Here is a 26,232-nt window from a genome sequence, read left to right on the forward strand (position 1 = left end):
GGTATTTACTGCCTGATGGCGCTTCGCTTATCAGGCAGAACGTTAACGATACACGCGGATCCCGCCCTCTACGCCGCGACTAAACAGCACCTGCCAAAGTTCAATATCTCTGGCGCGGAAAGCCCCGGCGCAGGCGCATAAATAGTAGTTAAACATTCTTCTGAAGGTGGCGGAATAACGTGATGACAGCTCCGGCCATGCTTGATTAAAGCGCTCGTGCCACGCCATCAGCGTTTTATCGTAATCGCTGCCAAAGTTATGCCAGTCTTCCATCACAAAACGTGATTCGCTGGCTTCGGCAATATGGGAGATCGCCGGTAAGCAGCCGTTCGGGAAAATGTATTTATTGATCCACGGATCGACGCTCATCCCTTTTTTATTGCTACCAATGGTATGTAGCAGGAACAGTCCGTCCGGTTTTAAACAACGGTCGGCGATGCTGAAATAAGTGTCGTAGTTTTTTGGCCCGACATGTTCAAACATCCCCACCGAGACAATGCGATCGTAGTGTTTATCGAGGTCGCGATAATCCTGCAGCAGAATGTTAACGTCCAGTCCTTCACAGCGCTGCTGCGCCATTTTTTGCTGCTCTTTGGAAATGGTGACGCCTTCCACCGCCACGCCATAATGACGCGCCGCATATTCCGCCAGCCCACCCCAGCCACAACCAATATCGAGTAAACGCATGCCCGGTTTAAGTTGTAGCTTCTCACAGATCATTTTTAATTTAGCATTTTGCGCATCGTCTAATGTGGTCGCATCTTTCCAGTAAGCGCAGGAATATTGCATATGCGGATCAAGCATCAGCGCAAAGAGATCGTTACCAATATCATAATGTTCTTTGCCGACAATCCACGCGCGGCTCCGCGACTGCAAATTAAACAGGCGTGCGCTGGCAATACGTAAAATATCTTTCAGGTTACCCGGCATCTGCTGGTCAAGTTTTGCTTTCAGGATTTTGCAGAACAGAATATCGAGCCGCTCGCAGTCCCACCAGCCTTCCATATAGCTTTCGCCAAGCCCTAACGAGCCTTGTTGCAGTACCCGTTTAAAGAAACCGGCATGATGAAGTTGAATGTCCCAGGCACGGGTGCCATTAATCCTGATATCCGCTTGCGAAAGCAGCTCTTTTCCCATTCGGGTCCAGTTATCATTTGTTTCATTGACGATGACAGCATCTGAACAAAGCGAGTTCATGGTATTTACCAAAGGTGGGCTAAAAATTCTTACGCAAGATTATTATGGAAAAAAGAGTGTATGTATTATGATCCGCGGACAAGATCTATCGAGCAGCGGACACACCATCGGGAGCATTGACGATCTATTTATGGAAACTCTCGTGCAAAAACAGTGGAACTCCTTCCCGGATAACTCCATGACGGAACTGCCGCAGGATGTTTACTTTCGCTCTTATGTCCTGGAAGCCAATCATCATGTTCCACAGCATTCACACTCTTTTATGCAGTTTCATTTCGCCCGCAAAGGCAGTATGCGTATTGATGTTGCCGGCAAGTGCTGGATAATCCCGGCGCATTATGGCATCTGGATCCCGAATAATACGGAGCATGCGGTTTGGGCATTGGATGATGTGTATTTAGAGAATCTGGATATTAAACCGAGCTTTCTTGAAGAGAGCATCAATGAATGTAAAGTGGTGGCTATCAGTGATTTCGCCAGAGAGTTTATTCATTACGCCACGAATTTAATTTCGGGCCATTATGATAGCCAGTCAAAAGAGGGCAAGCTGGTTAGCGTCCTGGTCGACATTATTCTGCAGCTTCCGGAAGTCGCTTTTGTATTACCCTGGCCGCAGGATCGCGAATTAACCAAAGTTTGCCGAACAATACAAGAATCCCCGGCGCTGGAGCATTCGGTTGAATACTGGGCGCAGCATCTGGGTATGTCTGCCCGTACCTTTTCACGCCATTTCAAAAAAGAAACCGGATTGCCTTTCAGCGTCTGGAAGCAAAAAATGCGTATTCTGGAATCCGTATTAATGCTGAAGAAAAATAAAAGCGTGACCGCCGTGGCTCTCGACGTAGGGTATTCAAGCACCGCGGCATTTAGCTACGCATTCCGCCAGGCGTTTGGCGTGCCGCCATCTAATTACTGATTAACGACGCTGATGCCAGTAAGCCGCTGCGCGAACAAGTTGCTGATCGAACGCCTCGCTTTCAAAGCGAGCACTCAGGTTTTTGACCACCTTACCTTCGCCGGTAATCCAGATGTAGTAATCATCTGCAGGTACGCTTAGCTGCGATAAGTGTTCATTCACCGCCTGTTCGTCATGGCCGATAAACCACTGAATAGTAAATCCGTCGAGATGAGCAAAATAGTCCTGGTACGCGGCATCCTGCACACTTACCAGCGCCGTGATGTTCGGACGTACCGCTAAACGGCTGAGCGACTCCAGGCGTCGGCGCAGCGCAGGCATTCCCGATTCATCACACACGTAAACCTGATACGCATAGTCCTCTGGCACCACCAAAGAACCGCGCGGTCCACCTACCGTCAGCTTGTCACCCTCGCGGGCATTCATCGCCCAAGTACTTGCCACGCCACCGTCATGAATATAGAAATCCAGTGCCAGCTCATGGCGTGCTTCGTCATACAACGGCGTGTAATCACGGGATATCGGACGCACGCCGTCAGCCCAGACAATACCTTCATCGGTGACAACCGGCGGCACAAAGTGGCTGCCCGGTTCAGGGAAAAAGACCTTGGTATGGTCGTCAAAGCCGTGTGAGCTAAAACCATCCAGAGCGTCACCGCCCAGTACAATGCGCTGAAATCCCGCGCTAATACGTTCGACGCGCAGGACAGTAAGTTCCCGAAAACGCAGTTCATTGCGAACGCGCTGCGGGTAGCGTGAGGTGTTTTTTGTCATTTTTTCGCCTTCGGAAAGATAATACGATATATCTAAATTAATTTTTAAATGATAATGATTGCTAATCAGCAAGATTGCAAGCACTTTTTTGATATAGTCGACTTCTGATTAACTGACTAACGCACGCCTTTAAAAAAGATAAAAATCATCAAGTTAAATAAAAAAAATTTTATATCCTTGCACCAAAACAATATTTAGATATAAATTAGATATATCTAAAACACATCAGGAGACGATGATGCAAAACCATCATGAAGGTTGCTGCAAGCATACAGAGCACCAACACGAAGGCTGCTGCAAGGGTGAAGGACATCACCACGAAGGCCGCCACAACGAACACCATGCAGGTTGCTGCAAAGGTGAAGAACATCGCCATGAAGGCTGCAACAAAGAACATCACCACGAACAGGGTTGTGGACACCGCCACGGTCGCGGCGGCGGTCGTCGCCAGCGCTTCTTCGGTCACGGAGAATTACGCCTGGTCATTCTGGATATCCTGACCCGCGACGCCAGCCACGGCTATGAGCTGATTAAAGCGATTGAAACCCTGACTCAGGGCAACTATACCCCGAGCCCGGGCGTCGTCTATCCGACGCTGGATTTCTTGCAGGATCAAGAGCTGATCACTATCAGCGACGAGGAAGGCGGGCGTAAACAGATTGCGATCACAACCCAAGGCCAGCAGTGGCTGGATGAAAACCGTGAGCATCTGGAACATATCCACGAACGTATTAAAGCCCGCTGCGTGGGTTTTGAATTACGCAAGAACCCGCAGATGAAACGCGCGCTGGAGAACTTCAAAGCCGTGCTGGACCTACGGGTCAATCATGGTGATACCAGCGATGCGCAGATCAAAAAAATCATCGGTATTATCGATCGCGCTGCGCTGGATATTACTCAACTGGATTAATCTACAGAGCAGGCGGAACGCGTTCACCCTGCGTTCCGCCTTTATCGTTAATATTAATGCAGCACCGTGACTGCATCTTCCAGACGACCAGCGCGATGTTTCACCATCGCGGAAATCTGGGCGCTCTCTTCAACCAGCTCGGCGTTTTTCTGCGTAATGTTGCTTAATTCATTCACTGCGCGAGTCAGGCTCGAAAGACCATCTGACTGTTCCAGCGTTGAGTGACTGATTTGGGCGATCAACTGCGTCACGTTTTGCACCTGCGCTACAATATCATCCATCGTGCGCCCTGCGGCGTGAACCTGGTCAGATCCGGACTGCACCTTATCGGCGCTGGCATCAATCAGCTTGCGGATATCATTGGCTGCACTGGCGCTGCGGCTGGCAAGATGACGCACTTCTCCCGCCACCACGGCGAACCCTTTCCCCTGCTCACCCGCCCGTGCGGCTTCAACAGCGGCGTTCAGGGCCAGAATATTAGTCTGGAAAGCAATATCGTTAATCAGCGTGGTAATGGTGCCGATCCGCTGGGTGCTGTTGGCGATATCGTCCATAGTTTTGATGACGGTATCCATCGCCTCGCCGCCGTGCGTCGCCGCGCTGCTGGCTGCAATGGAGAGCTTGTCGGCCGCGGCGGCGGTCTCTGAGTTTTGCTTCACCGATGCCGCCATCTGATTCATGGTGGTCACCGTTTCCTGCACGTTCTCTACGGTCTGCTGCGTATGCTTGTTTAAATCATCGCTGCCTTTCGCCAGCGTTTCGCTGTCGCTGCGCACACAGCTCACCTGACTGGAGACATCATGGATGAGCCAACGGCACATTAGCCCCAGTTGCCCAACCGCTCGCAGCATCAGGCCCAGTTCATCACTGCGGTTAAGATGCGACACGCTGTTTCGTTCACCGGTCGCCACTTTTAGCGCCTGACGAGCGACATTCTCAATAGGACGCACAATCTGCCATTCGAAAATAGCCGTTCCCAGCATCATCACCAGCGCGCTTATCAGCAGTAACGGCCATTCGGCGCCCATTTGCTGCAATGCGGCCGCCAGTACGATAAACATAATTGCCATTACGCTGCGCACTCGCCAGCGAATCGGCAGCGCCGGGAGTTTACCCAGCCAGCCTTTGCGTACCACCAGTCCTTTATGGATACGTCGGTTGCAACGCCCTTCATTCAGCGCTTTATATAAAGGCTCTACCGCCGCAATCTCCTCGTCAGTGGCCCGGGTACGAATCGACATATATCCGGTGACACGACCTTCCCGTACCATCGGCACCGCATTGGCCCTTACCCAGTAGTGATCGCCATTCTTACGCCGGTTTTTCACAATCCCGCTCCATGGCTCGCCCTGTTTCAGGGTGTACCACATATCCGCAAACGCCGCTTTTGGCATATCCGGATGACGAACCAGATTGTGCGGCTTATCGAGCAATTCATTCAGTTGATAGCCACTGACCTGGACAAAAGTATCGTTCGCGTGGGTGATATAGCTTTGTAAATCGGTGGTCGACATGAGGGTGATATCATCATCCAGCGGTGTATTTTGCTGACTAACGTAGGGATGAGAAGACATGATTGCGTCCTGTGCAGGTTATCTGGTTGTTAACTCTTTCGGCTTATGTTATTTCGGCGATAATTTTTTTATCTTTAGTTGTTAAATTTGATTTAGATCGCAATTTGCGATTAAACCTCAAAATCTGTACGCATTCTAATCCATTGATTTAAAATACTTTCATTCAGTAACTATTCAACTGCACTTCTACCAACGCACCGTCACAGTGCAAACATTGCTCACTTTTAGCGCAGAAAAGTGCTTTTCCGATCTGTTTTCGCGGCCTTAACCTGGGCAAAATGTCAGCAAATGTTAAACATCAGCATTAAATGTTGCGTGAATGAGGTGTTTCCTGGTGTTTATCCCGATTTTTGCTAAGCGCGCCGGAATGGCGCAATCACTGCAATACTTAAATCAGTATCATGTGATACGCGAGCTCCGGGAGCATATTTTGAACAGGTTACCTTCCAGCGCATCGGCCCTGGCCTGCAGCGCACACGCACTAAATCTCATCGAAAAGCGCACGCTTGATCATGAGGAAATGAAATCATTAAACCGAGAGGTGATTGAATACTTCAAGGAGCATGTCAATCCGGGGTTCTTAGAGTATCGAAAATCTGTAACTGCAGGCGGGGATTACGGAGCCGTAGAGTGGCAAGCGGGAAGCCTGAATACGCTTGTCGACACCCAGGGGCAGGAGTTCGTCGATTGCCTGGGTGGATTTGGAATTTTCAACGTGGGGCACCGTAATCCAGTCGTGGTTTCCGCCGTACAGAATCAACTCGCGAAACAACCTCTGCACAGCCAGGAGTTACTTGACCCTCTGCGGGCCATGCTGGCAAAAACCCTCGCCGCGCTGGCGCCAGGTAAACTGAAATACAGTTTTTTCTGTAACAGCGGGACCGAGTCGGTTGAAGCCGCTCTGAAGCTGGCGAAAGCGTATCAATCGCCGCGCGGTAAATTTACGTTCATTGCCACCAGCGGCGCATTCCACGGCAAATCATTGGGAGCACTGTCCGCCACGGCTAAATCAACCTTCCGCAAACCCTTTATGCCGCTGCTGCCAGGTTTCCGCCATGTACCGTTTGGCGATATTAACGCGATGCGCACCATGCTCAGCGAGTGTAAAAAGACTGGTGACGACGTCGCAGCCGTGATCCTCGAACCTATCCAGGGTGAAGGGGGCGTGATCCTGCCACCGCAAGGGTATTTGCCCGCCGTGCGTAAACTTTGCGATGAGTTTGGCGCGCTGATGATCCTTGATGAAGTGCAGACCGGCATGGGTCGTACCGGCAAAATGTTCGCCTGCGAGCACGAAAACGTGCAGCCCGACATTATGTGTCTGGCCAAGGCGCTGGGCGGCGGCGTGATGCCAATTGGCGCAACCATTGCCACCGAAGAGGTGTTTTCCGTCCTGTTCGACAATCCCTTCTTGCATACCACCACGTTTGGCGGCAACCCGCTCGCTTGTGCGGCTGCGTTAGCCACCATTAACGTCCTGCTGGAGCAAAATTTACCGGCTCAGGCGGAGCAGAAAGGCGATATGTTGCTGGATGGTTTCCGCCAGCTTGCGCGGGAGTACCCAGACCTGGTGCATGATGTACGCGGTAAAGGCATGCTGATGGCAATTGAGTTTGTCGATAATGAAATCGGCTACAACTTTGCCAGTGAGATGTTCCGCCAGCGGGTACTGGTTGCCGGCACGCTCAACAATGCAAAGACGATCCGTATCGAACCGCCGTTAACGTTAACGATCGAGCAATGCGATCTGGTATTGCGATCGACGCGCAAAGCCCTGGCAGCATTACGGGTGAGCGTGGAGCAGGTGTAATACAGGTCGGATGGCGCTGCGCATCTCAGGCTTACGGGATCAAATGTAGGTCGGCTAAAAGCGTAGCCGCCATCCGGCAATTAGCACAACTTAAACAATCCGCACACCCGCAGGCATAAGGCGTTCTGGCGTCAGCAGCACGCTTTCGCTGCCATCGTCCGTCTCAGCGCACAGCAACATGCATTCTGACGTTTCCCCGCGCATTTTGGCCTTTTGCAGATTACACAGCACCACCACCGTTTTCCCCATCAGCTCCTCTTCGCTGTAATAAGGCACCAGGCTGGTCACGGTTTGCAGCGTACGCTCTCCCACATCCACCTGCACGATATACAGCTTATCAGCATTGTCATGGCGCTTTACCTGTGCGATTTTTCCAACACGTATTTCCATTCGGGCAAAATCAGCAAATGCGACGGTATCCATTGTGTTCTCCTTTGGTAAAATTTTACTAAATACTAGCAAAATATTTTCTTGGCATGGTTCTCAAAAGCGGGAAAATGACGTAGTCATCACACTCTGAAAGCCCCGTTTTACCCCAGGCATGTCAATTAAACGTACTTTTTTTACTGAAAACAGATGAATAGATAAGCGCTTCATTTACAATGCGCAGGTAACTCAGGGAAAAGGCAAACATGGCAACACTTAAAGACATCGCAATCGAAGCTGGCGTGTCCCTGGCGACAGTGTCCCGGGTTTTAAACGATGACCCCACGCTGAATGTAAAAGAAGAGACCAAGCATCGCATTCTGGAGATCGCGGAAAAACTGGAGTACAAAACCAGCAGTGCTCGTAAAAACCAGACCAGCGCGCTCGGCCCCCAGCATATTCTGGCGCTCTACAGCTACCAGCAGGATTTGGAAATCAACGATCCTTACTATCTCGCTATCCGTCACGGAATAGAAACCCAGTGTGAGAAGCTGGGGATCGAACTGACCAACTGCTATGAGCACAGTGGGCTGCCGGAGAACAGAAACATTACCGGCATTCTTATTGTCGGCAAGCCTTCTCCGGCTTTGCGTAATGCGGCAACAGCGCTTACCGACAACATCTGCTTTATCGATTTCCATGAACCCGGCAGCGAATATGACGCCGTCGATATCGATCTGGCCCGCATCAGTAAAGAGAGCATCGACTACTTCATCGCCCAGGGCGTCACTCGCATTGGCTTCATCGGCGGTGAAGACGAACCCGGCAAGGCAGATATCCGTGAAGCCGCGTTTGTCGAATACGGTCGTCTGCAGCAGGTCGTTTCTGAACAGGACATCTATCGCGGCGGTTTCTCCAGTTCATCAGGGTATGAACTGGCCAAAAAAATGCTGGCGAAAGCCGACTATCCCGGTGCCCTGTTTGTGGCTTCAGACTCGATTGCTATTGGCGTTCTGCGCGCCATTCACGAGCGTGGCCTGAACATTCCGCAGGACATTTCGCTGATTAGCGTTAATGATATCCCGACAGCGCGCTTCACCTTTCCTCCGCTTTCCACCGTTCGCATCCATTCAGAAATGATGGGCAGTCAGGGCGTCAACCTGCTGTTTGAGAAAGCCCGCGATGGGCGTGCGCTTCCTCTGCTGGTTTTTGTTCCCAGCAAGCTGAAACTGCGCGGCACCACCCGCTAAAATCCCCAGTAAACACGCCCGGTTTCTTCTGATGCCGGGCGCGCATTGTCATGCATTATTTTCTGCGCCCCATTATTTTCGTGATCCAGTTAAAGTAAATCACCTTACTCGCTATATTTTAGTAAAACTTTTACTAAAATCACCATCAATTACACTTACTCACCATTAAAATGAATGGTTCCGATTTTTCTCCACCGGGAGGCCTTATGAATCGCTGGGAAAACATTCAGCTCACCCACGAAAATCGACTGGCGCCACGCGCATATTTTTTCTCTTATGACTCCGTTGCGCAGGCTCGCTCGTTTGCCCGTGAAACCAGCAGCCTCTTTCAGTTGCTAAGCGGTCAGTGGAATTTTCAGTTCTTTGAGCATCCGCTGCAGGTGCCGGAAATCTTTACGTCGCAGTTGATGAATGACTGGGGCAGCATCACCGTCCCAGGCATGTGGCAGATGGAAGGACACGGCAAACTGCAGTATACCGACGAAGGTTTTCCTTTCCCGATTGATGTCCCCTACGTTCCGACCAATAACCCCACCGGAGCCTACCAGCGCATTTTCTCCCTCAGCGAAGGCTGGCAGGGCAAACAAACGCTGATTAAATTTGATGGCGTAGAAACCTACTTCGAAGTTTACGTGAATGGTCAGTACGTCGGTTTCAGCAAAGGCAGCCGCCTGACGGCTGAATTTGATATCAGCGCGGTGGTGAAGACCGGTGACAACCTGCTGTGCGTTCGCGTAATGCAATGGGCTGATTCCACTTACGTTGAAGACCAGGACATGTGGTGGTCGGCGGGAATTTTCCGCGACGTCTATCTGGTAGGCAAACAGGCGACCCATATTCAGGATTTTACCGTTCGCACCGAGTTCGATGATGACTATCGCGACGCCATCCTCACCTGCGACATTGCGCTGGAAAACCTGGCTGCCACGCCAGCGATGGCGTCGCTCGAATACACCTTGTTTGACGGTGAGCAGGCGCTGCATAGCGGCGTGATTAACAATCTGGCAGTGGATCAACACACCCGCACCGCTTTTAATTTCAAGGTTAGCGCGCCGCAGCAGTGGTCAGCGGAATCGCCGTATCTTTATCATCTGGTGATGACGCTGAAAGATGCCAACGGCAATCTCCTTGAGGTCGTGCCACAGCGGGTCGGATTCCGCGATATCAAAGTTCGCGACGGTCTGTTTTACATCAATAACCGCTACGTGATGCTGCATGGCGTTAACCGTCACGACAACGATCATCTTAAAGGCCGTGCGGTTGGCATGGATCGCGTTGAAAAAGATCTGCTGTTAATGAAGCAGCACAACATCAATTCCGTGCGTACCGCTCATTACCCGAACGATCCGCGCTTCTATGAATTGTGCGATATCTACGGTCTGTTCGTGATGGCCGAAACCGACGTTGAATCTCACGGCTTCGCCAATATCGGCGATATCAGCCGGATAACAGACGATCCGCTGTGGGAAAACGTCTACGTTGAGCGCATCGTGCGCCACATCCATGCACAAAAAAACCACCCGTCGATCGTCATCTGGTCGCTCGGCAACGAATCCGGATACGGCTGTAACATCCGCGCCATGTATCACGCCGCGAAAGCGCTGGATGACACGCGTCTGATCCATTACGAAGAAGATCGTGACGCCGAAGTGGTGGATATCATCTCCACCATGTACACCCGTGTGCCGCTGATGAATGAGTTTGGCGAATATCCACATCCTAAGCCGCGCATCATCTGCGAATATGCTCACGCCATGGGCAACGGTCCCGGCGGGCTGACGGAATATCAGAACGTCTTTTATCAGCATGATTGCATTCAGGGACACTATGTCTGGGAGTGGTGCGATCACGGGATTCAGGCCAAAGATGACGACGGCAACGTCTGGTACAAATATGGCGGCGACTACGGCGACTATCCGAACAACTACAACTTCTGCCTTGATGGCCTGATTTACTCCGATCAAACCCCGGGGCCGGGTCTGCAGGAGTACAAGCAGGTGATTGCGCCAGTAAAAGTACGCGCACAGGATCTGGCTCGCGGCGAGCTACGGGTAGAAAACAAACTGTGGTTTACCACGCTTGACGACTACACCTTGCATATTGAGGTTCGCGCCGAGGGAGATACGCTTTCTGCTCAGCAGATAAAACTGTGCGACGTCCCTCCTAACAGCGATACCCTCGTGCAATGCACACTGCCGGAGCTGGATGCGCGCGAAGCGTTCCTCAACGTCATCGTGACGAAAGATTCCCGTACGGCATACAGCGAAGCCGGGCACCACATCGCGACTTATCAGTTCCCGCTGAAGGCCAGAACGGCGGCTGCCGTACCGTTTAGCCAGCAAAACGCTATTCCTCTGACGCTGGAAGACAGCCGCCAGAGCTGCACCATACGCGGTTATAACTTCCTTCTGACCTTCTCAAAACTGAACGGTAAGCCCATTAGCTGGACCGTTAACGGTGAGGAGCTGATTACCCGTGAGCCGAAGATTAATTTCTTCAAACCAACCATTGATAACCACAAACAAGAGTTCGAAGGCCTTTGGCAACCAAATCATTTACAGATTATGCAGGAGCATCTGCGCGATTTTGCCATTGAGCAAACCGATGACGCGCTGTTGATAACCAGCCAGACGATTATCGCCCCGCCGGTATTTGATTTCGGTATGCGCTGTACCTACCGCTGGCGGATTGCCGCAGATGGTCAGTTGAACGTGGAGCTTTCCGGCCAGCCTTACGGCGAGTACCGGGACATTATTCCGTGCATCGGCTTCACGATGGGCATCAACGGCGATTTGGGGCAGGTGGCGTATTACGGACGTGGTCCCGGTGAAAACTATGCCGATAGCCAGCAGGCCAACATCATCGATATCTGGCGCAGCAGCGTGGATGAGATGTTCGAAAACTATCCGTTCCCGCAAAACAACGGCAATCGTCAGGACGTGCGCTGGGCAACGCTAACCAACCGCCACGGCAACGGTCTGCTGGTGGTTCCGCAGCGCCCTGTCAACCTGAGCGCCTGGCGCTATACGCCAGAAAATATCTTTGCCGCACAGCACTGTAATGCGCTGCAGCGCAGCGATGACATCACCCTGAATCTGGACCACCAGGTGCTGGGCTTAGGTTCCAACTCCTGGGGAAGCGAGGTGCTTGATTCCTGGCGCGTCTGGTTCCGTTCGTTCAGCTACGGCTTCACGTTGTTGCCGGTTTCCGGTAGCGAATCTAGCGCTCAAACCGCCGCCAGCCGCGTCTTTGGTACCGGGTTCTTTTCCACGAATTTGCACAGCGAGAATACAAAATGAGGATCGTCGACAACTTAGCGCAGTTCCAACAAATTTACGCATCCGGGAAGAAGTGGCAGCGCTGCGTCGAAGCGATTGAAAATATTGATAATATTCAACCAGGCGTCGCCCACTCTATCGGTGATTCCCTGAGCTATCGCGTGGAGACAGACTCCGCGACCGATGCGCTGTTTACCGGTCATCGTCGTTATTTTGAGATCCATTACTACCTGCAAGGACAGCAAAAAATAGAGTATGCCGCCAAAGAGGATCTCCAGGTGGTTGAATATTATCGCGATGAAACCGATCGCGAATATCTGAAAGGCTGTGGAAAAACCGTAGAAGTGCGCGAAGGACAAATGGTTATTTGTGACAACCATGAAGCCTATCGTTTTATTTGTAATAACGCAGTGAAAAAAGTCGTACTCAAAGTCACCATCGAAGATGGTTATTTTCATAATAAATAAAAACACAGGCGGCGCCGACGTTGCGCCGCCAGTACCCTATAATAATCAGGAATCGGAGATGTGCTATGTCTGATACCAAACGTAATACCATCGGCAAGTTCGGCTTACTTTCACTCACCTTTGCCGCGGTTTATAGTTTTAATAACGTTATCAACAATAATATTGAGCTGGGTCTGGCATCCGCACCGATGTTTTTCCTCGCGACGATCTTCTACTTTATTCCGTTCTGCTTAATCATCGCTGAATTTGTTTCGCTGAATAAAAACTCCGAAGCCGGTGTCTATGCATGGGTGAAAAGTTCGCTGGGCGGACGTTGGGCATTTATTACCGCCTACACCTATTGGTTCGTTAACCTGTTCTTTTTTACCTCGCTGTTACCCCGTGTTATCGCCTACGCCTCATATGCTTTTTTAGGCTACGAATACATTCTGACGCCGTTCGCAACCACTGTATTAAGTATGGTGCTGTTTGCCTTCTCCACCTGGGTTTCGACCAACGGCGCAAAAATGTTAGGACCAATTACTTCGGTCACCTCCACATTGATGCTGCTGCTGACCCTGTCCTACATCCTGCTGGCGGGTACTGCGCTGGTTGGCGGCGTACAGCCTGCTGACCCTATCACCGTAGACGCAATGATCCCGAATTTTAACTGGGCCTTCCTCGGTATCACCACCTGGATCTTTATGGCGGCAGGCGGTGCGGAGTCAGTGGCAGTGTACGTCAACGACGTCAAGGGCGGGTCAAAATCGTTCGTGAAGGTCATTATCATTGCCGGGATTTTTATCGGCGTGCTCTATTCCATCTCCTCGGTACTGATCAACGTCTTCGTGAGCAGCAAAGAGCTGAAATTTACCGGTGGTTCGGTACAGGTATTCCACGGCCTGGCGGCATACTTTGGCCTGCCGGAACTGATCGTTAACCGCTTTGTTGGCCTGGTCTCCTTTACCGCGATGTTCGGCTCTCTGCTGATGTGGACCGCAACGCCGGTGAAAATTTTCTTCTCTGAAATTCCGGCGGGTATTTTCGGTAAAAAAACCGTCGAACTGAATGAAAATGGCGTTCCGGCCCGCGCAGCCTGGATTCAGTTCCTGATTGTTATCCCGCTGATGATTATCCCAACACTCGGCTCCAATACCGTGCAGGATTTAATGAACACTATCATCAACATGACCGCCGCCGCATCGATGCTGCCGCCGCTGTTTATTATGCTGGCTTACCTGAATCTGCGCGCAAAACTGGACCACTTACCGCGCGACTTCCGTATGGGCTCGCAAAAAACCGGCATTATTGTGGTATCGATGCTGATTGTCCTTTTCACCATCGGGTTTATTGCCTCGACCTTCCCGACCGGCGGTAACATCATGACCATTATTTTCTATAACGTCGGGGGGATTGTTATTTTCCTCGGTTTTGCCTGGTGGAAATACAGTAAATACATCAAAGGGCTAACCAAAGAAGAAAAAGCTATTGAGGCGGCCCCCGCGTCAGATATTAATTAAAATATAAATAACGTTAGGCGCAATCTGTTTTCTTGCGCACCTGAAATACAATGTGACATTAAATATACAGACTTGCAGGGCATTTATTGCCCTGCTCTTCTGTTGTGTATTTTCATTATTTGCAGAAAAGATTCGTCCACCAGCGGCCGCAACGTGTGAATCGCCCCCCTGCCAGAAGGAGGTTTAGCAACCCAGGACGCTCTGCGGCATTTATTTAACCCCCAGATGCCGCCACAGTTTGTCCAGCGGCATTGTCGCCAGCGCCACACACTCATCGGCGGCGCCATACCAGACGTGCAGCGTCTCATCGCGGATCAGCGCCCCACAGGTGAATACCACGTTGCCGAAGAAGCCTTCGCGCTCGTAGGGCGCATCTGGCTCCAGCAACGGCACCGGTGATTTCGCCAGAATGCGGGTCGGATCGTTGAGATCCAGCAGCAGCGCGCCAAGGCAGTAGCGCTGATCGGCATCCACACCGTGGTAGATCTCCAGCCAGCCGCGATCGGTTTTTAATACCGGCGCGCCGCCGCCTGATTTACGGCAGTCCCAGGCATCGCCGGACCGTCCCAGCAGGTGGCGATGGTTGCCCCAGTGCAGCATATCCGGCGACTCGCAGATCCAGATTTCCGGATGACCGAAGTGACACGGGGCCGGACGGGTCAGGGCGTGATATTTACCGGCGATCTTTTCCGGGAAAAAGCAGACGTCGCGGTTGTCCGGGCAGAGGATCAACCCTTTTTTCTCCACCGTGACAAAATCTTTGGTCACCGCCAACGCGGTAGAGATCCCCAGCGACGACACCGCCGAGTAGTTGATGTACGCGGTATCATCGATGCGGGTGATCCGCGCATCTTCGCAGCCGAACTCTTCATATTGCGTATCGGCGATGATAAACGGCTGGCTGTCAATCCGGAAGTTCACCCCGTCGCGGCTGCGCGCCAGGCGCAGATGCGACATGGAGGTCAGCCACACCCGCGCCGGATCGCTTTTCAGCACGATCACCCGCGGATCGCTGAAATCATAGCGTTCATCGCGACGATCGAAACTCGCGGTGGCCTGTACCCAGCCCGCATCGGTTTTTTCCAACAGCGGTACGACACGCTGCTGCGGGTCGGAATTGATCACGCTTTCCGCCACCCGCAGCAGCAGAACGATCTCCCCGTCACACTCCGTTACGCCAGCATTGAAAACACAATCGACCTTCCTGCCGGGCAGTGAAGGCGTCACGTCAGCCGGGGTAATCAACGGGTTTTTATTGTGCCTGTCCATGTACTCTCCTTTTGATCAAACATTGATTCTTGCCAATCCATTGCGCGTCCTCCCCGTACAGCACTTCAGCCTCAATCTCCTGCCACGGATTGCGAACGGGCGCACCAAAGTTGATGGCGACCCAGACCTGCTCCTCCGCCGTCGAACGGGTAAACCAGACGCATTCGTCAGTGAGGTCGAGCGAGTCCTGCTGTCCCTGATGCAGCGCCGCAACGCGGCGGCGCAGGGCGATAAGCTGTCGGTACTGATGCCAGAACGATGTCTCATCCTGCTGCTGGCGCTCCGCGTTAATCAGGGTGATATCGCCGCCGACGGGCATCCACGGTGCGACGGAGGAAAATCCGCCAAAGGGGGCGTCGCGCCAGGGCAGCGGCGCGCGCGAACCATCCCGCGAATGTTCAATAGCCAGCGCCAGCGCCTGCTGTGGGCTGCTGCCTGCGGCAAGGGCGGTGCGGTAATGGGTTTTTCCCTGAATATCAAAAAGCTGCTCTGCCGTTTGCGGACGGTAGTCGGTCACCCCCAGCTCTTCTCCCTGGAAGATAAACGGCACGCCGCTCACCGTTAGCTGAAGCGCCAACACCGCCAGCGCCCGCCCGGTATCGCGCTCGTTTTCGCCAAAGCGGCTGATCATCCGCGACATATCATGGCTGGAGAAAAACAGCGTCGGTAAACCCGACTGCGCAGCCAGCGTGGTTTTTAACTGGCTGAAAAAACGGGAAACATCAAAGGTTTTCTGGCTGCCGATATTGAAATTAAACACCACGTCCATCAGTTGCGGACTTTGATAGCGGCTGAGCACGTCAGGGTCTTCGCTGCCGATTTCGCCAATCAGGAAATAGTCACCCTGCGCCCGAACATGGGCACATAGCCGTTGCAGCGTTTCAGGGAGTCGCGGCTGATTGATGTCAAATTCATGGCGCTGCTCGCCGTTCTCTTCCGGGTTATCAGGCCCAATGCCGTCGGTAGTAAGAAAGTTGATGACGTCAAAGCGAAAACCGTCCACCCCCTGCGTAACCCAGAAATCCACTACCCGGTAAATTTCCTGTTCCACCGCGGGGTTGGCCCAGTTGAGATCCACCTGGCCGGGCGCGAATTTATGGTAATAAAACTCGCCGGTGTCTGGCTCAGCGGTCCACGCGCTGCCGGAAAAGAAAGAACGCCAGTTATTCGGCTGGCGGCGAAAAAGGAAATAATCACGATAGCGGCTGCCCGGATTATTCCACGCATCGCGAAACCAGGGATGTTCTGAGGAGACGTGATTGACCACCAGATCGATAATCACCCGAATGCCTCTGGCGTGGCAGCCGTCAACCACCCGGCGGAAATCGTCGAGAGTGCCGAAACGGGCGTCAACGGCGCAGTAATCGCTGATATCGTAGCCGTTATCCACCAGCGGAGAGGGATAAAACGGCGTGATCCACACCGCGCCGATGCCCAGCGCCTGCAAATAATCCAGCCGGGAAATCAGGCCCGGAAAATCGCCCAGCCCGTCGTTATTGCCGTCGCAAAACGAAGGCAGATAAATTTGATAACAGGTACACGCCTGCCACCACGGTTGCTTTTTCACGTCACGTTCCTTATTTCAGTGATAACGACATGCCTTCGAGGAAGTATTTTCTGAACAGAATAAACAGGACAACGATTGGCAGCATCTGCACCACCGACCCCGCCAGCACCGGTCCCAGGTAGATGCCGTAGGATTTGCTGAAGGTGGCGAGCAGCACCGAAAACGGCATTTTGTCCACTTCGCGCATCACGATCAGCGGCCAGAGGAAGTTGTCCCATGAGCTGGAAAAGGTGAACAGTGCGACAATCGCCAGAATGGATTTATTCAGCGGCATCATCACATGCCGCAGGATCCCCCACAGGCTGGCGTGATCGAGCCTTGCGGCGTACAGGTAATCATTCGGCGTGCCTTTAAAGCTCTGCGAAACCATAAAAATGCCCCAGGCGCTCATCGCATACGGCAGGATCATCGCCCCGTAGCTGTTGATCAGCCCCAGTTCACGCATCAGGACAAACTGTGGAATGATGAACATAAAGACCGGGAAAACCATCTGCACAATCAACAGGTTGCGAAACGCATTTTTGCCGCGAAACTCGGTTTTCGCGACGGCATATCCCACCAGCATTGAGGTCAGCGTGACGCAGACGGTAATGGTGAGCGACACGAACAGCGAGTTAACCAGGGTGCGCAAAAAAGGTTTGTCCGCCCGGTTGCTGTTATCGAACAGAAAAGCGTAATTCTCCAGCGTCAGATGACCGGAAAACAGCCCGGTCGTGTAGATTTGCGCCGTCGGTTTCAGCGAGGAGATCACCATCCAGATAAAAGGATAGAGCCAGGTGAGCGCCAGCAAAAACATCACGGCGTGAATGAGCAGCGTTAAGGGAGTCAGTTTCTTCATTCACACAATCTCGATATGTTTTTCGAATACTTTGCGGAAGACCCAGATGGCGAGGAAACTGCATGCCGCAACGATAATCGACATGGTCGCCGCCCAGGTTGGCTTCATTTTCTGGAACGCCACTTCATACATCACCACCATCGGACTGGTGGTGCTGTTGAGCGGCCCGCCGCCGGTGATTAGATACGGCTCGGTAAAGATGCTGAACGCCACGGTAATCGCCAGCACCATCACCATCACGATTTGCGCGTTCATCATCGGCAGGGTAATCGCCCAACTTTGCTTAAACTTCCCGGTTTTATCCAACTGCGCCGCGCTGTAAATATCCGCGGGGATCGCCACCATCCCGGAATAGAGAATCAGCCCGTAATAACCGACGAATTTCCAGGTGACAATTAACGCAATGGATAACATGGCGCAGTCAGGATTGGTAAACCAGGGCACAGAGATGCCGAAACTGGCCTGTAAAAATTGATTGACCGGCCCGTATTCGCTGAACAGTTTTGCAAAGACGATGGAATAGGCCACCCCCGAAGAGATATTCGCCAGTAAAAAGCTCAGGGCAATAAAACTTTTCCCGTACTTAATTTTTCGTAATCCCGCGGCAAAAAGCAGCGAGGCAAGAAAGACAATCGGGATATACCACATTAAAAAACGGCACACGTTCCACATCGATTGCCAGAATAACGCGTCATGAAACACGCCAATGATATTCTGTAATCCGCTAAACGTCGGCGTGCCAATAAATTGCCAGTTCGTCACGCTGAGCACGACCAGCCAGCACAGCGGATAAAACCAGAACAGCAACGAATAACCGATCCACGTGGAGGCCAACAGGCCTCCGGTGCGGGATTCATATCCAGCCATTTTTTCCCCTTATTTCGCCAGCAACGTGTTAATTTCCTGCGCGGATTTATCGAGGGTGGCTGCCGGATCGGCGTGGTTGAAAATGACCTGCTCCAGCATCTGCGTCATGCTGCGCTGAATCTCCGTGGTTTGCGTAGTGGCCGCTGGCGGCAGCGCGACGTCCACGTAAGAAGCGATCGCCTTCTCCAGCGGGTTTTTCTCAAAGTAATTCACAAACAGCGGATTACTCATTAAATCACTGCGTGCTGGCGGCATACCGGTCAGCTCCAGCCAGCTCCGGTCGTGCTCGGCGTTGTTAAAGACCCACTGAATAAACGCCCACGCCTGCGCTTTGCGCTTGCTGGAACTGAAGATCACCACCCCTTTGCTGTCGCCGAACGTATACGGGTGCGCGTCGCCTTTCTCGGTGAGCATCGGCCCAATTTGCAGCGTTTTGAGGATCTCCGGATACTGCTTGTGATAGCGAGCGATATCCCACGGACCGCGCGCGGACGCCAGCACCTGTCCAGTCGCTAACGGATCGTCGGCGGCGGTGAAGTCGTAGCTGCTCCACTTGCTGTTAAAGACTTTCCCCATAAAGGTCAGTACCGCCTGTCCGGCAGGATCGGCAAACGTCGCCTGATGACCCGCGAGGTAAGGTTTACCGCCGTTTTGCGCATAATAAAGCGGAATAAAATCGAACCAGCGTTCCCACCAGTTTTTCCCGGCGGTCATCTGGATAACATAGCCGTTATTATCCGCCGCCCGGCGCTCTGCCAACTGATAAAGCTCATCATAACGGGTCGGAACATGGTCAAAACCATACTGCTTGAGTAAATCGCCCCGCCACCACCAGACGATAGGATTAATATAGATTGGCAGAACGTGTTGCTCGCCGTTTAATTGCCAGGCAGGAATAATTTTGCCCATCTGTCGGTTATTAACGAGTTCATTAAAACCACTCATTTTAGACAGGTCTTCAAGCTGACCAATTTCCACCAACTGGCTGGCAAAACCGATAAAGATATTACTGGAAATATCGGGTTCCGTGCCGGAAGCCAGCGCGTTCATTATTGCCTCTTCAGAACTGCTGGCGGCAGGAATGGGCGTAAATTCGACCGGGGTATGCGCCGGGTCTTTATTCCATTCTTTAACCATAGTATTCCAGAAGGCTTCTTCATTTTCGTTTGGTGCCACCCACATTTTAATTGGCGTTTTTGCTGTCTCTGCGGATTTTTTATCATCCGGACCGCAGCCAGAAATACAAAATGCGAATAGTACACAGGCTGTTAATTTAGCTAATTTTACAACTCTCACGATAACTCTCCATTTACTTTCAATAAGTATTGATTTACCGCTACCCTGCTATTGAATGGAGCGTAAATTAACACCCCCTTTTTATGTTTAACGTTAAACAAATCACAAAACGATTTTTGTTTAACGTTAAACTTTGTATCAACGTTCAACACAATGGACGATAGAAATAAATAATTCACGCCAATATATAAACCCAGCAAATATATTAAACATGAAAATAAACGTTAATGATAATAAAGATAAGAAACGTATTACGATAAAATTATTGGCCAAGATTATGGGTATTTCCCATACCACGGTGTCGAACGCATGGAATAATCCGGAAAAATTATCTCCGGAGCTGCGCCAGCGAATTTTGCAATATGCCAGCGAGCTTGGCTTTCAGGGACCGGACAAGCTGGCGCGCGCGCTGCGTACCGGCAAATCTGACACCATCGGCGTGATATTCAACGACTCTATGAGTTACGTGTTTATCGATCCCCACGACATTGCGCTGATGCGGGGGATCGCCGTCCAGTGTGAAGAACAAAACGTCAATCTGGTCTTGATCCCTTTGCGTAAGCGGCAACAGACGCCGCTCAACACCCTGGTTGATGGCTATATTCTCAACGCCACGCATAACAATGCGGCCATGATCCAGCACGCGCTGGCTCATGGGCGTCCGGTGGTCACGCTCGATTTTCAGTTTCCCGACCACAGCAGCGTCTCCATCGATAACGCCTGCGCCATGCGCGATATTGCCCGCTATCTGGCCGATAAAGGTCATCGACATTTCGGCATCATCGCCTTTCCGTCACAGCCCTCCGCGCAGGGAATGTGCGATCTGACCGCCCCCGTCACCGGCGACAACCTGCTGATGCTCTCCCGCGTGCATGCCTGCCGGGAGGTTTTCCAGCAGCGCGGCTTCGCCCTTGATACGTGCTGGCTGTATCAAACCCGACACGATGAAGAACACGGCGAACAGGCGGCCAAAGCGTTACTGGAAACCCATTCGGAGATCACTGCGCTTATCTGCCTTTCCGATCGCTTCGCCGTCGGTGCGATCCACTACTGCCAACGGCAGCAGCTGGCGGTTCCGCAGCGGGTTGCCGTTACCGGTTTCGATAATCTCGCCGTTGAGGTGGCGGGAATACGCCTGACCACTATCGCGCAAGACGCGGAAAAGAAAGGGGAAATGGCCGTCAAATTGCTGCTCACCAGAGGACCGGTGACCCACTATGAATTGCCTTACCAGCTCATCATTCGGGAGTCAGCCTGACTCATTAATTACAGAAGAGTAGATTATGGATGAACTAACCTGTTTTAAAGCCTACGACATTCGCGGTGAGGTTGGCGTCAACCTGACGCCGGATATCGCCTTTCGCATCGGTCGCGCTTACGCCGCCTGGCGCCATCCGCGCCGGGTAGTGATCGGCGCCGACATTCGCCTTAGCTCGGAATCGTTAAAATCCGCCGTGACCGACGGGCTGATTTCCAGCGGCGTGGATGTTATCGACATTGGTCTGTCAGGCACCGAAGAGATCTATTTCGCCACCCGGGAACTGCGTGCCGACGGCGGCATTCAGATTACCGCCAGCCATAACCCGGCGCAGTACAATGGTATGAAACTGGTGCGCGAAGAGGCGCGTCCGATCAGTAACGACAACGGCCTGCTGGAGATAAAAGCGCTAGCGGAGCGCAATGACTTTGCTCCGATTGTCCATCGTGGCAGCCTCATCCCTTATGATAATCGCCCCGCCTGGATTGCCTGCCTGCTACGCTTCCTTCAGCATCCGCCGACTCGCCCGCTACGTATTGTTACCAACGCCGGACATGGCACCGTCGGGCCTGCGCTTGACGCGATCGCCGACGGACTGGCCCGTGCGGGCGTTCAGATTGAGTTTATTCGCCTGCACCATCAGCCGGACGGTCATTTCCCCGCAGGCGTGCCCAATCCGATGCTGACGGAAAACCGCCTCATCACCCAGCAGGCGGTTATCGAGAATCAGGCTGATTTCGGCATCGCCTGGGACGGCGATTTCGATCGCTGCTTCTTCTTTGATGAGTGTGGCCGCTTTATTGAGAGCTACTACCTGGTTGGCCTGTTCGCCGAGCACTTCCTGCAACGCTCCGCAGGCAGTCACATCATTCTCGACCCGCGCCTGACGTGGAATACGCTGGACGTTGTAACTCGCTGCGGCGGAATCCCGGTCATCAGCAAAACCGGGCACGCCTTTATCAAAGCGCGGATGCGCGAAGAGGACGCGGTCTACGGCGGAGAAATGAGCGGCCACCACTACTTCCGCGATTTTGGCTATTGCGACAGCGGGATGATCCCACTGGTATTGCTGCTGCAAATTATCGGCAGCGACAGCCGTCCGCTGTCGGCGTATATCGAACACGCCCAGGTGCGCTTTCCGGTTTCCGGCGAAATCAATCTGACGGTGGCCGATCCGCAATCTGTCATGCAATCCATCGCCGCTCACTATCTGCAAGCCGGCGGCCTGCGTGACGATTGCGACGGGTTGAGCATCGACTTCGTTGACTGGCGCTTCAACTTACGCGCCTCCAACACCGAGCCGCTACTGCGCCTGAACGTGGAAACCCGCGCGGATACGGCACTGCTGGCGCGCAAAACCGATGAACTTTTAACGCTGATTGCAGCCTGGGATTCTGACAAGGAGAGGTTATGACCGCGCTAAGCCTGAGTAATATTCATAAAGCCTGGGGCAAGAACACCATCATTGAAAATCTGTCGCTGGAGATCGCCTCCGGGGAGTTCATTGTGCTGGTTGGCCCTTCCGGATGCGGGAAATCCACGCTGCTGCGGATCATCGCCGGACTGGAAATCCCCGACGGCGGTAAACTGGTGATGGGGGGAAAAGAGGTCACCAGGCTTGCGGCGGGCAAACGCAACCTGTCGATGGTGTTTCAGTCCTACGCCCTCTACCCGCATATGACCGTCAGGGAAAATCTGTCATTCGGTTTACGTAATATCAACACGCCCGCCGCCGAGATTGATAAGCGGGTCGCTCACGCCGCCAGCATGCTGAAGCTGGAAGAGATGCTGGACAGGCTGCCGCAGAATCTGTCCGGCGGGCAGCGCCAACGTGTGGCGATCGGGCGTTCTATTGTCCAGCAACCGGAACTGTTTCTGTTTGATGAACCGCTGTCTAACCTGGATGCCGCGTTGCGGGTCGGGATGCGCCAGGAGATCCAGCAACTGCATAACACCCTGAAAAACACCATGATCTATGTAACGCACGATCAGGTGGAGGCGATGACGCTGGCCGATCGCATCGTGGTGCTTTACAAGGGAAAAATTGAGCAGGTGGGCACGCCGCTGGAGCTGTATAACACCCCGGCAAACCTGTTTGTCGCTGAGTTTATCGGCACGCCGAAAATCAATGTTCTGCCAGCGGTATGGCGCGAAGGCGCGCTGCATATCGCCGATAACCTTGTCTTCCGCCTCACCCGTCAGCCAGCAGGCGTTAGCGACGGGGACAAGCTGTTTGTCGCCATCCGCCCGGAGCATATGCAGTACCAGCAGACCGGGGATTTCACATTGCAAGGTCGTACCCGGCTGTGTGAATTACAGGGCGACTCCACGCTGGTGTGGTTGGATTTAGCCGGCCACCCCGTGTGCCTGAAGTCTTTTCAACAGCTTAGCTTCATGCCGGATACACCGCTTACGCTCACCGTACAAGAGTCGCACCTGCACCTCTTTGACGGTCTGGGTAAACGACTGGCGTTCTGACCCAGTTGCCCTTGCGTCCGCAGGGGCATTTTTTGAATCCCATCACAATCACGGCATTCCCCTTTTCCCTTTTACGCGGCGACGGCTAAATTATTAACTCATCCGACCACATAACAATAATTTTACATACTGGACACCTTTATGAGCTATCCGTCGCTGTTCGCCCCGCTCGATTTAGGCTTCACCACGCTTAAAAACCGCGTGCTGATGGGTTCAATGCATACCGGGCTGGAGGAGTATCCCGACGGTGCAGAACGGCTGGCCGCGTTCTACGCCGAACGCGCCCGTCACGGCGTAGCGTTAATTGTGAGCGGAGGTATTGCGCCTGCGCTTTCCGGCGTGGGGATGGAAGGCGGCGCGATGCTGAACGACACCAGCCAACTTGCACATCATCGCGTCATTACCGACGCCGTGCATGACGAAGGCGGCAAAATCGCCCTGCAAATCCTGCATACCGGGCGTTACAGCTACCAGCCGCATCTGGTGGCACCTTCTGCCATTCAGGCGCCAATCAACCGCTTTACGCCGCATGAGCTGACGCACGATGAGGTGCTGCAGTTGATTGAAGATTTTGCCCACTGCGCTCAACTGGCGCGGGAAGCAGGCTATGATGGCGTCGAAGTGATGGGCTCGGAAGGCTATCTCATCAACGAATTCCTGACTCTGCGCACCAATCAGCGCAATGACGAGTGGGGTGGCGAGTATGCCAACCGCATGCGTTTTGCCGTGGAAGTGGTGCGCGCGGTACGCCAGCGTGCCGGTAATGACTTTATTATTATCTTCCGCCTGTCGATGCTCGATCTGGTGGAAAACGGCGGAACCTTCGACGAAACCGTCCAACTGGCGCAGGCGATAGAAGCCGCAGGGGCGACCATTATTAACACCGGTATTGGCTGGCATGAGGCGCGTATTCCCACTATCGCCACCCCGGTGCCGCGCGGTGCGTTTAGTTGGGTGACACGTAAGCTGAAAGGGCATGTGACGATCCCACTGGTCACCACCAACCGCATTAACGATCCTCAAGTCGCCGATGACATTCTGGCCCGTGGCGATGCCGATATGGTGTCGATGGCCCGTCCGTTCCTCGCCGATGCCGAACTGCTGTCAAAAGCGCAAACCGGGCGAGCGGATGAGATCAATACCTGTATCGGCTGTAACCAGGCCTGCCTGGATCAGATCTTCGTCGGCAAAGTCACCTCATGCCTGGTGAATCCGCGCGCCTGCCATGAGACCAAAATGCCGATCGTTGCCGCCACTGTGCCGAAAAATCTGGCGGTTGTCGGAGCAGGTCCTGCAGGCCTCGCCTTCGCCATTAATGCCGCCGCACGCGGTCATCACGTGACATTGTTTGACGCGCATAGCGAGATTGGCGGGCAGTTTAATATCGCTAAGCAGATCCCCGGCAAAGAAGAATTTTATGAAACCCTGCGCTACTACCGCCGGATGATCGATGTGACTGGCGTGTCGCTGAAGCTGAATCACTTTGTCAGCGCACGCGATCTGTACCCCTTCGATGAAGTGATCCTCGCCAGCGGGATCGAGCCTCGCATGCCACCGATCGAGGGGATCGACCACCCTAAAGTACTGAGCTATCTTGACGTCCTGCGCGATAAAACGCCGGTGGGCAAACGCGTGGCGATCGTTGGCTGCGGCGGGATAGGTTTTGATACCGCCATGTATTTGAGCCAGCCCGGTGAGCCCACCAGCCAAAACATTGCGGAATTCTGCGTGGAATGGGGGATCGACACCAGCCTGCAACAGCCTGGCGGCTTACGCCTGGAAGGCCCGCACTTATCCCGCAGCCCGCGCCAGATAGTGATGTTGCAGCGCAAAGCCAGCAAACCGGGACAAGGTTTAGGGAAAACGACGGGCTGGATCCATCGCGCCACCCTGCTCTCACGCGGCGTGAAAATGATCCCGGCAGTTAGCTATCAGAAAATTGATGATGATGGCTTACACGTTGTGCTGAACGGCGAACCGGTGATCTTTAACGTGGATAACGTGGTGATTTGCGCCGGACAAGAGCCGCGCCGTGAGCTGGTCGATCCGCTCCACGCGGCGGGTAAAACGGTGCATCTGATCGGCGGCTGCGATGTGGCGATGGAGCTGGATGCCCGACGCGCTATTGCGCAAGGGACGATGCTGGCGCTGGAAATTTAACAGTATGTATTTCGTAGGCCGATGTGATGGACACCTCCCACCTTACGGCATCATCGTGCCAGACTGAGGTGTTAACTTCAGTTCCCAGGGGGAGGTGTCCACATGAATATTAAACGTATTGGCCTCGATCTCGCAAAGCAGGTTTTTCAGCTTNAGGCCGATGTGATGGACACCTCCCACCTTACGGCATCATCGTGCCAGACTGAGGTGTTAACTTCAGTTCCCAGGGGGAGGTGTCCACATGAATATTAAACGTATTGGCCTCGATCTCGCAAAGCAGGTTTTTCAGCTTTATGCTGTTGATCACTGTGAACGTGTTGTTCTTCGCAAAACCCTGCGCCGCTCTCAGATGCTCACTTTTTTCACCCGCCTCGAACCCTGCCTTATCGGCATCGAAGCATGCGGCTCCTCGCATTACTGGGCCCGCGAGCTTACCCGGCTCGGCCACACGGTGCGGA

At 53.0% G+C, this 26,232-nt stretch carries 20 protein-coding genes and 1 pseudogene; 12 read left to right on the forward strand and 9 right to left on the reverse strand.

Annotation, left to right across the window (positions count from 1 at the left end):
- Positions 1 to 42 precede the first annotated feature (42 nt).
- Entirely contained in the window at positions 43 to 1,197 is a 1,155-nt protein-coding gene (gene cfa, locus B9P82_RS25665) for a cyclopropane fatty acyl phospholipid synthase (protein ID WP_047358666.1), read from the reverse strand.
- Positions 1,198 to 1,264: 67 nt separating this feature from the next.
- Here cfa and B9P82_RS25670 point away from each other — a divergent pair, with 67 nt between their 5' ends.
- Positions 1,265 to 2,113 carry a helix-turn-helix domain-containing protein gene (locus B9P82_RS25670; protein ID WP_047358672.1) on the forward strand — a complete coding sequence of 283 codons (849 nt, stop codon included), beginning with the start codon at positions 1,265 to 1,267 and terminating at the stop codon, positions 2,111 to 2,113.
- Here B9P82_RS25670 and B9P82_RS25675 read toward each other — a convergent pair whose 3' ends face one another.
- Positions 2,114 to 2,887, reverse strand: coding sequence for a siderophore-interacting protein (locus tag B9P82_RS25675; protein ID WP_046276265.1), 774 nt, complete (start codon positions 2,885 to 2,887; stop codon positions 2,114 to 2,116). It lies immediately after the preceding gene.
- A 235-nt stretch (positions 2,888 to 3,122) separates the two neighbouring features.
- Between B9P82_RS25675 and B9P82_RS25680 the strand changes: the two genes are divergently transcribed.
- On the forward strand, positions 3,123 to 3,797 hold the full coding sequence (locus tag B9P82_RS25680) for a PadR family transcriptional regulator (protein ID WP_161623113.1): 675 nt from the start codon (positions 3,123 to 3,125) through the stop codon (positions 3,795 to 3,797).
- 53 nt (positions 3,798 to 3,850) lie between these two features.
- Here the strand turns inward: B9P82_RS25680 and B9P82_RS25685 are convergent, their stop codons facing one another.
- A complete protein-coding gene (locus tag B9P82_RS25685; protein ID WP_016154592.1) occupies positions 3,851 to 5,371 on the reverse strand; it encodes a methyl-accepting chemotaxis protein in 1,521 nt (506 codons plus the stop codon).
- A gap of 430 nt (positions 5,372 to 5,801) precedes the next feature.
- Here B9P82_RS25685 and ygjG point away from each other — a divergent pair, with 430 nt between their 5' ends.
- Positions 5,802 to 7,181, forward strand: coding sequence for a putrescine aminotransferase (gene ygjG / locus B9P82_RS25690; RefSeq protein WP_049259762.1), 1,380 nt, complete (start codon positions 5,802 to 5,804; stop codon positions 7,179 to 7,181).
- 90 nt (positions 7,182 to 7,271) lie between these two features.
- Here the strand turns inward: ygjG and B9P82_RS25695 are convergent, their stop codons facing one another.
- On the reverse strand, positions 7,272 to 7,604 hold the full coding sequence (locus B9P82_RS25695) for a tRNA-binding protein (RefSeq protein ID WP_016157522.1): 333 nt from the start codon (positions 7,602 to 7,604) through the stop codon (positions 7,272 to 7,274).
- Between the two features lie 209 nt (positions 7,605 to 7,813).
- Here B9P82_RS25695 and ebgR point away from each other — a divergent pair, with 209 nt between their 5' ends.
- From ebgR to B9P82_RS25715, 4 genes are all read left to right on the forward strand, one after another.
- Positions 7,814 to 8,797, forward strand: coding sequence for a transcriptional regulator EbgR (gene ebgR, locus B9P82_RS25700; RefSeq protein ID WP_101701241.1), 984 nt, complete (start codon positions 7,814 to 7,816; stop codon positions 8,795 to 8,797).
- Positions 8,798 to 9,003: 206 nt separating this feature from the next.
- Entirely contained in the window at positions 9,004 to 12,096 is a 3,093-nt protein-coding gene (ebgA, locus tag B9P82_RS25705) for a beta-galactosidase subunit alpha (protein ID WP_101701242.1), read from the forward strand.
- The gene (locus tag B9P82_RS25710; RefSeq protein WP_101701243.1) at positions 12,093 to 12,542 is read left to right on the forward strand and encodes a beta-galactosidase subunit beta; all 450 of its coding nucleotides are present in this window, start codon (positions 12,093 to 12,095) and stop codon (positions 12,540 to 12,542) included. Before ebgA ends, B9P82_RS25710 begins: the two co-directional genes overlap by 4 nt.
- Positions 12,543 to 12,607: 65 nt before the next feature.
- Entirely contained in the window at positions 12,608 to 14,041 is a 1,434-nt protein-coding gene (locus B9P82_RS25715; RefSeq protein ID WP_016154598.1) for an amino acid permease, read from the forward strand.
- 210 nt (positions 14,042 to 14,251) lie between these two features.
- On the opposite strand, the gene B9P82_RS25720 is transcribed toward B9P82_RS25715, so the two are convergent.
- Genes B9P82_RS25720 through B9P82_RS25740 form a run of 5 tightly spaced genes read right to left on the reverse strand, consistent with a single transcriptional unit; the run spans position 14,252 to position 19,878 of the window.
- Positions 14,252 to 15,310, reverse strand: coding sequence for a glycoside hydrolase family 130 protein (locus B9P82_RS25720; protein ID WP_049268724.1), 1,059 nt, complete (start codon positions 15,308 to 15,310; stop codon positions 14,252 to 14,254).
- Complete coding sequence (locus B9P82_RS25725) at positions 15,294 to 16,877, reverse strand: alpha-glucosidase (protein ID WP_101701244.1); 1,584 nt, start codon at positions 16,875 to 16,877, stop codon at positions 15,294 to 15,296. Before B9P82_RS25725 ends, B9P82_RS25720 begins: the two co-directional genes overlap by 17 nt.
- A 10-nt stretch (positions 16,878 to 16,887) precedes the next feature.
- On the reverse strand, positions 16,888 to 17,715 hold the full coding sequence (locus tag B9P82_RS25730; RefSeq protein WP_016154601.1) for a carbohydrate ABC transporter permease: 828 nt from the start codon (positions 17,713 to 17,715) through the stop codon (positions 16,888 to 16,890).
- A complete protein-coding gene (locus B9P82_RS25735; protein ID WP_016154602.1) occupies positions 17,716 to 18,582 on the reverse strand; it encodes a carbohydrate ABC transporter permease in 867 nt (288 codons plus the stop codon). It lies immediately after the preceding gene.
- Positions 18,583 to 18,591: 9 nt separating this feature from the next.
- The gene (locus B9P82_RS25740) at positions 18,592 to 19,878 is read right to left on the reverse strand and encodes an ABC transporter substrate-binding protein (RefSeq protein WP_016154603.1); all 1,287 of its coding nucleotides are present in this window, start codon (positions 19,876 to 19,878) and stop codon (positions 18,592 to 18,594) included.
- Between the two features lie 211 nt (positions 19,879 to 20,089).
- Between B9P82_RS25740 and B9P82_RS25745 the strand changes: the two genes are divergently transcribed.
- The 5 genes and pseudogenes from B9P82_RS25745 to B9P82_RS25765 form a co-directional block, all read left to right on the forward strand.
- On the forward strand, positions 20,090 to 21,136 hold the full coding sequence (locus tag B9P82_RS25745; protein ID WP_101701245.1) for a LacI family DNA-binding transcriptional regulator: 1,047 nt from the start codon (positions 20,090 to 20,092) through the stop codon (positions 21,134 to 21,136).
- Between the two features lie 25 nt (positions 21,137 to 21,161).
- Positions 21,162 to 22,550 carry a phosphohexomutase domain-containing protein gene (locus B9P82_RS25750; RefSeq protein ID WP_101701246.1) on the forward strand — a complete coding sequence of 463 codons (1,389 nt, stop codon included), beginning with the start codon at positions 21,162 to 21,164 and terminating at the stop codon, positions 22,548 to 22,550.
- Positions 22,547 to 23,614, forward strand: a complete 1,068-nt coding sequence (locus tag B9P82_RS25755; RefSeq protein WP_049040409.1) for an ABC transporter ATP-binding protein — start codon at positions 22,547 to 22,549, stop codon at positions 23,612 to 23,614. The genes B9P82_RS25750 and B9P82_RS25755 overlap by 4 nt, the downstream gene beginning before the upstream one ends.
- Positions 23,615 to 23,755: 141 nt before the next feature.
- Positions 23,756 to 25,774 (forward strand): oxidoreductase, encoded by a 2,019-nt coding sequence (locus B9P82_RS25760; RefSeq protein ID WP_016157531.1) that lies wholly within the window; start codon positions 23,756 to 23,758, stop codon positions 25,772 to 25,774.
- A gap of 241 nt (positions 25,775 to 26,015) precedes the next feature.
- Positions 26,016 to 26,232: pseudogene (locus B9P82_RS25765) on the forward strand (IS110 family transposase); the annotation flags it as partial.

Source organism: Citrobacter sp. L55, assembly GCF_002850715.1.
Lineage (GTDB): Bacteria > Pseudomonadota > Gammaproteobacteria > Enterobacterales > Enterobacteriaceae > Citrobacter > Citrobacter braakii.

Excerpts from the sequence above, each read along its gene's own strand:
- B9P82_RS25675 (WP_046276265.1), bottom strand. The coding sequence starts at position 2,887 with ATGACAAAAAACACCTCACGCTACCCGCAGCGCGTTCGCAATGAACTG.
- ebgA (WP_101701242.1), top strand. The coding sequence starts at position 9,004 with ATGAATCGCTGGGAAAACATTCAGCTCACCCACGAAAATCGACTGGCG.
- B9P82_RS25755 (WP_049040409.1), top strand. The coding sequence starts at position 22,547 with ATGACCGCGCTAAGCCTGAGTAATATTCATAAAGCCTGGGGCAAGAAC.
- B9P82_RS25730 (WP_016154601.1), bottom strand. The coding sequence starts at position 17,715 with ATGAAGAAACTGACTCCCTTAACGCTGCTCATTCACGCCGTGATGTTT.
- B9P82_RS25670 (WP_047358672.1), top strand. The coding sequence starts at position 1,265 with ATGATCCGCGGACAAGATCTATCGAGCAGCGGACACACCATCGGGAGC.
- B9P82_RS25695 (WP_016157522.1), bottom strand. The coding sequence starts at position 7,604 with ATGGATACCGTCGCATTTGCTGATTTTGCCCGAATGGAAATACGTGTT.
- B9P82_RS25760 (WP_016157531.1), top strand. The coding sequence starts at position 23,756 with ATGAGCTATCCGTCGCTGTTCGCCCCGCTCGATTTAGGCTTCACCACG.
- ebgR (WP_101701241.1), top strand. The coding sequence starts at position 7,814 with ATGGCAACACTTAAAGACATCGCAATCGAAGCTGGCGTGTCCCTGGCG.
- B9P82_RS25745 (WP_101701245.1), top strand. The coding sequence starts at position 20,090 with ATGAAAATAAACGTTAATGATAATAAAGATAAGAAACGTATTACGATA.
- B9P82_RS25715 (WP_016154598.1), top strand. The coding sequence starts at position 12,608 with ATGTCTGATACCAAACGTAATACCATCGGCAAGTTCGGCTTACTTTCA.
- cfa (WP_047358666.1), bottom strand. The coding sequence starts at position 1,197 with ATGAACTCGCTTTGTTCAGATGCTGTCATCGTCAATGAAACAAATGAT.
- B9P82_RS25720 (WP_049268724.1), bottom strand. The coding sequence starts at position 15,310 with ATGGACAGGCACAATAAAAACCCGTTGATTACCCCGGCTGACGTGACG.
- B9P82_RS25750 (WP_101701246.1), top strand. The coding sequence starts at position 21,162 with ATGGATGAACTAACCTGTTTTAAAGCCTACGACATTCGCGGTGAGGTT.
- B9P82_RS25685 (WP_016154592.1), bottom strand. The coding sequence starts at position 5,371 with ATGTCTTCTCATCCCTACGTTAGTCAGCAAAATACACCGCTGGATGAT.
- B9P82_RS25710 (WP_101701243.1), top strand. The coding sequence starts at position 12,093 with ATGAGGATCGTCGACAACTTAGCGCAGTTCCAACAAATTTACGCATCC.
- B9P82_RS25735 (WP_016154602.1), bottom strand. The coding sequence starts at position 18,582 with ATGGCTGGATATGAATCCCGCACCGGAGGCCTGTTGGCCTCCACGTGG.
- B9P82_RS25680 (WP_161623113.1), top strand. The coding sequence starts at position 3,123 with ATGATGCAAAACCATCATGAAGGTTGCTGCAAGCATACAGAGCACCAA.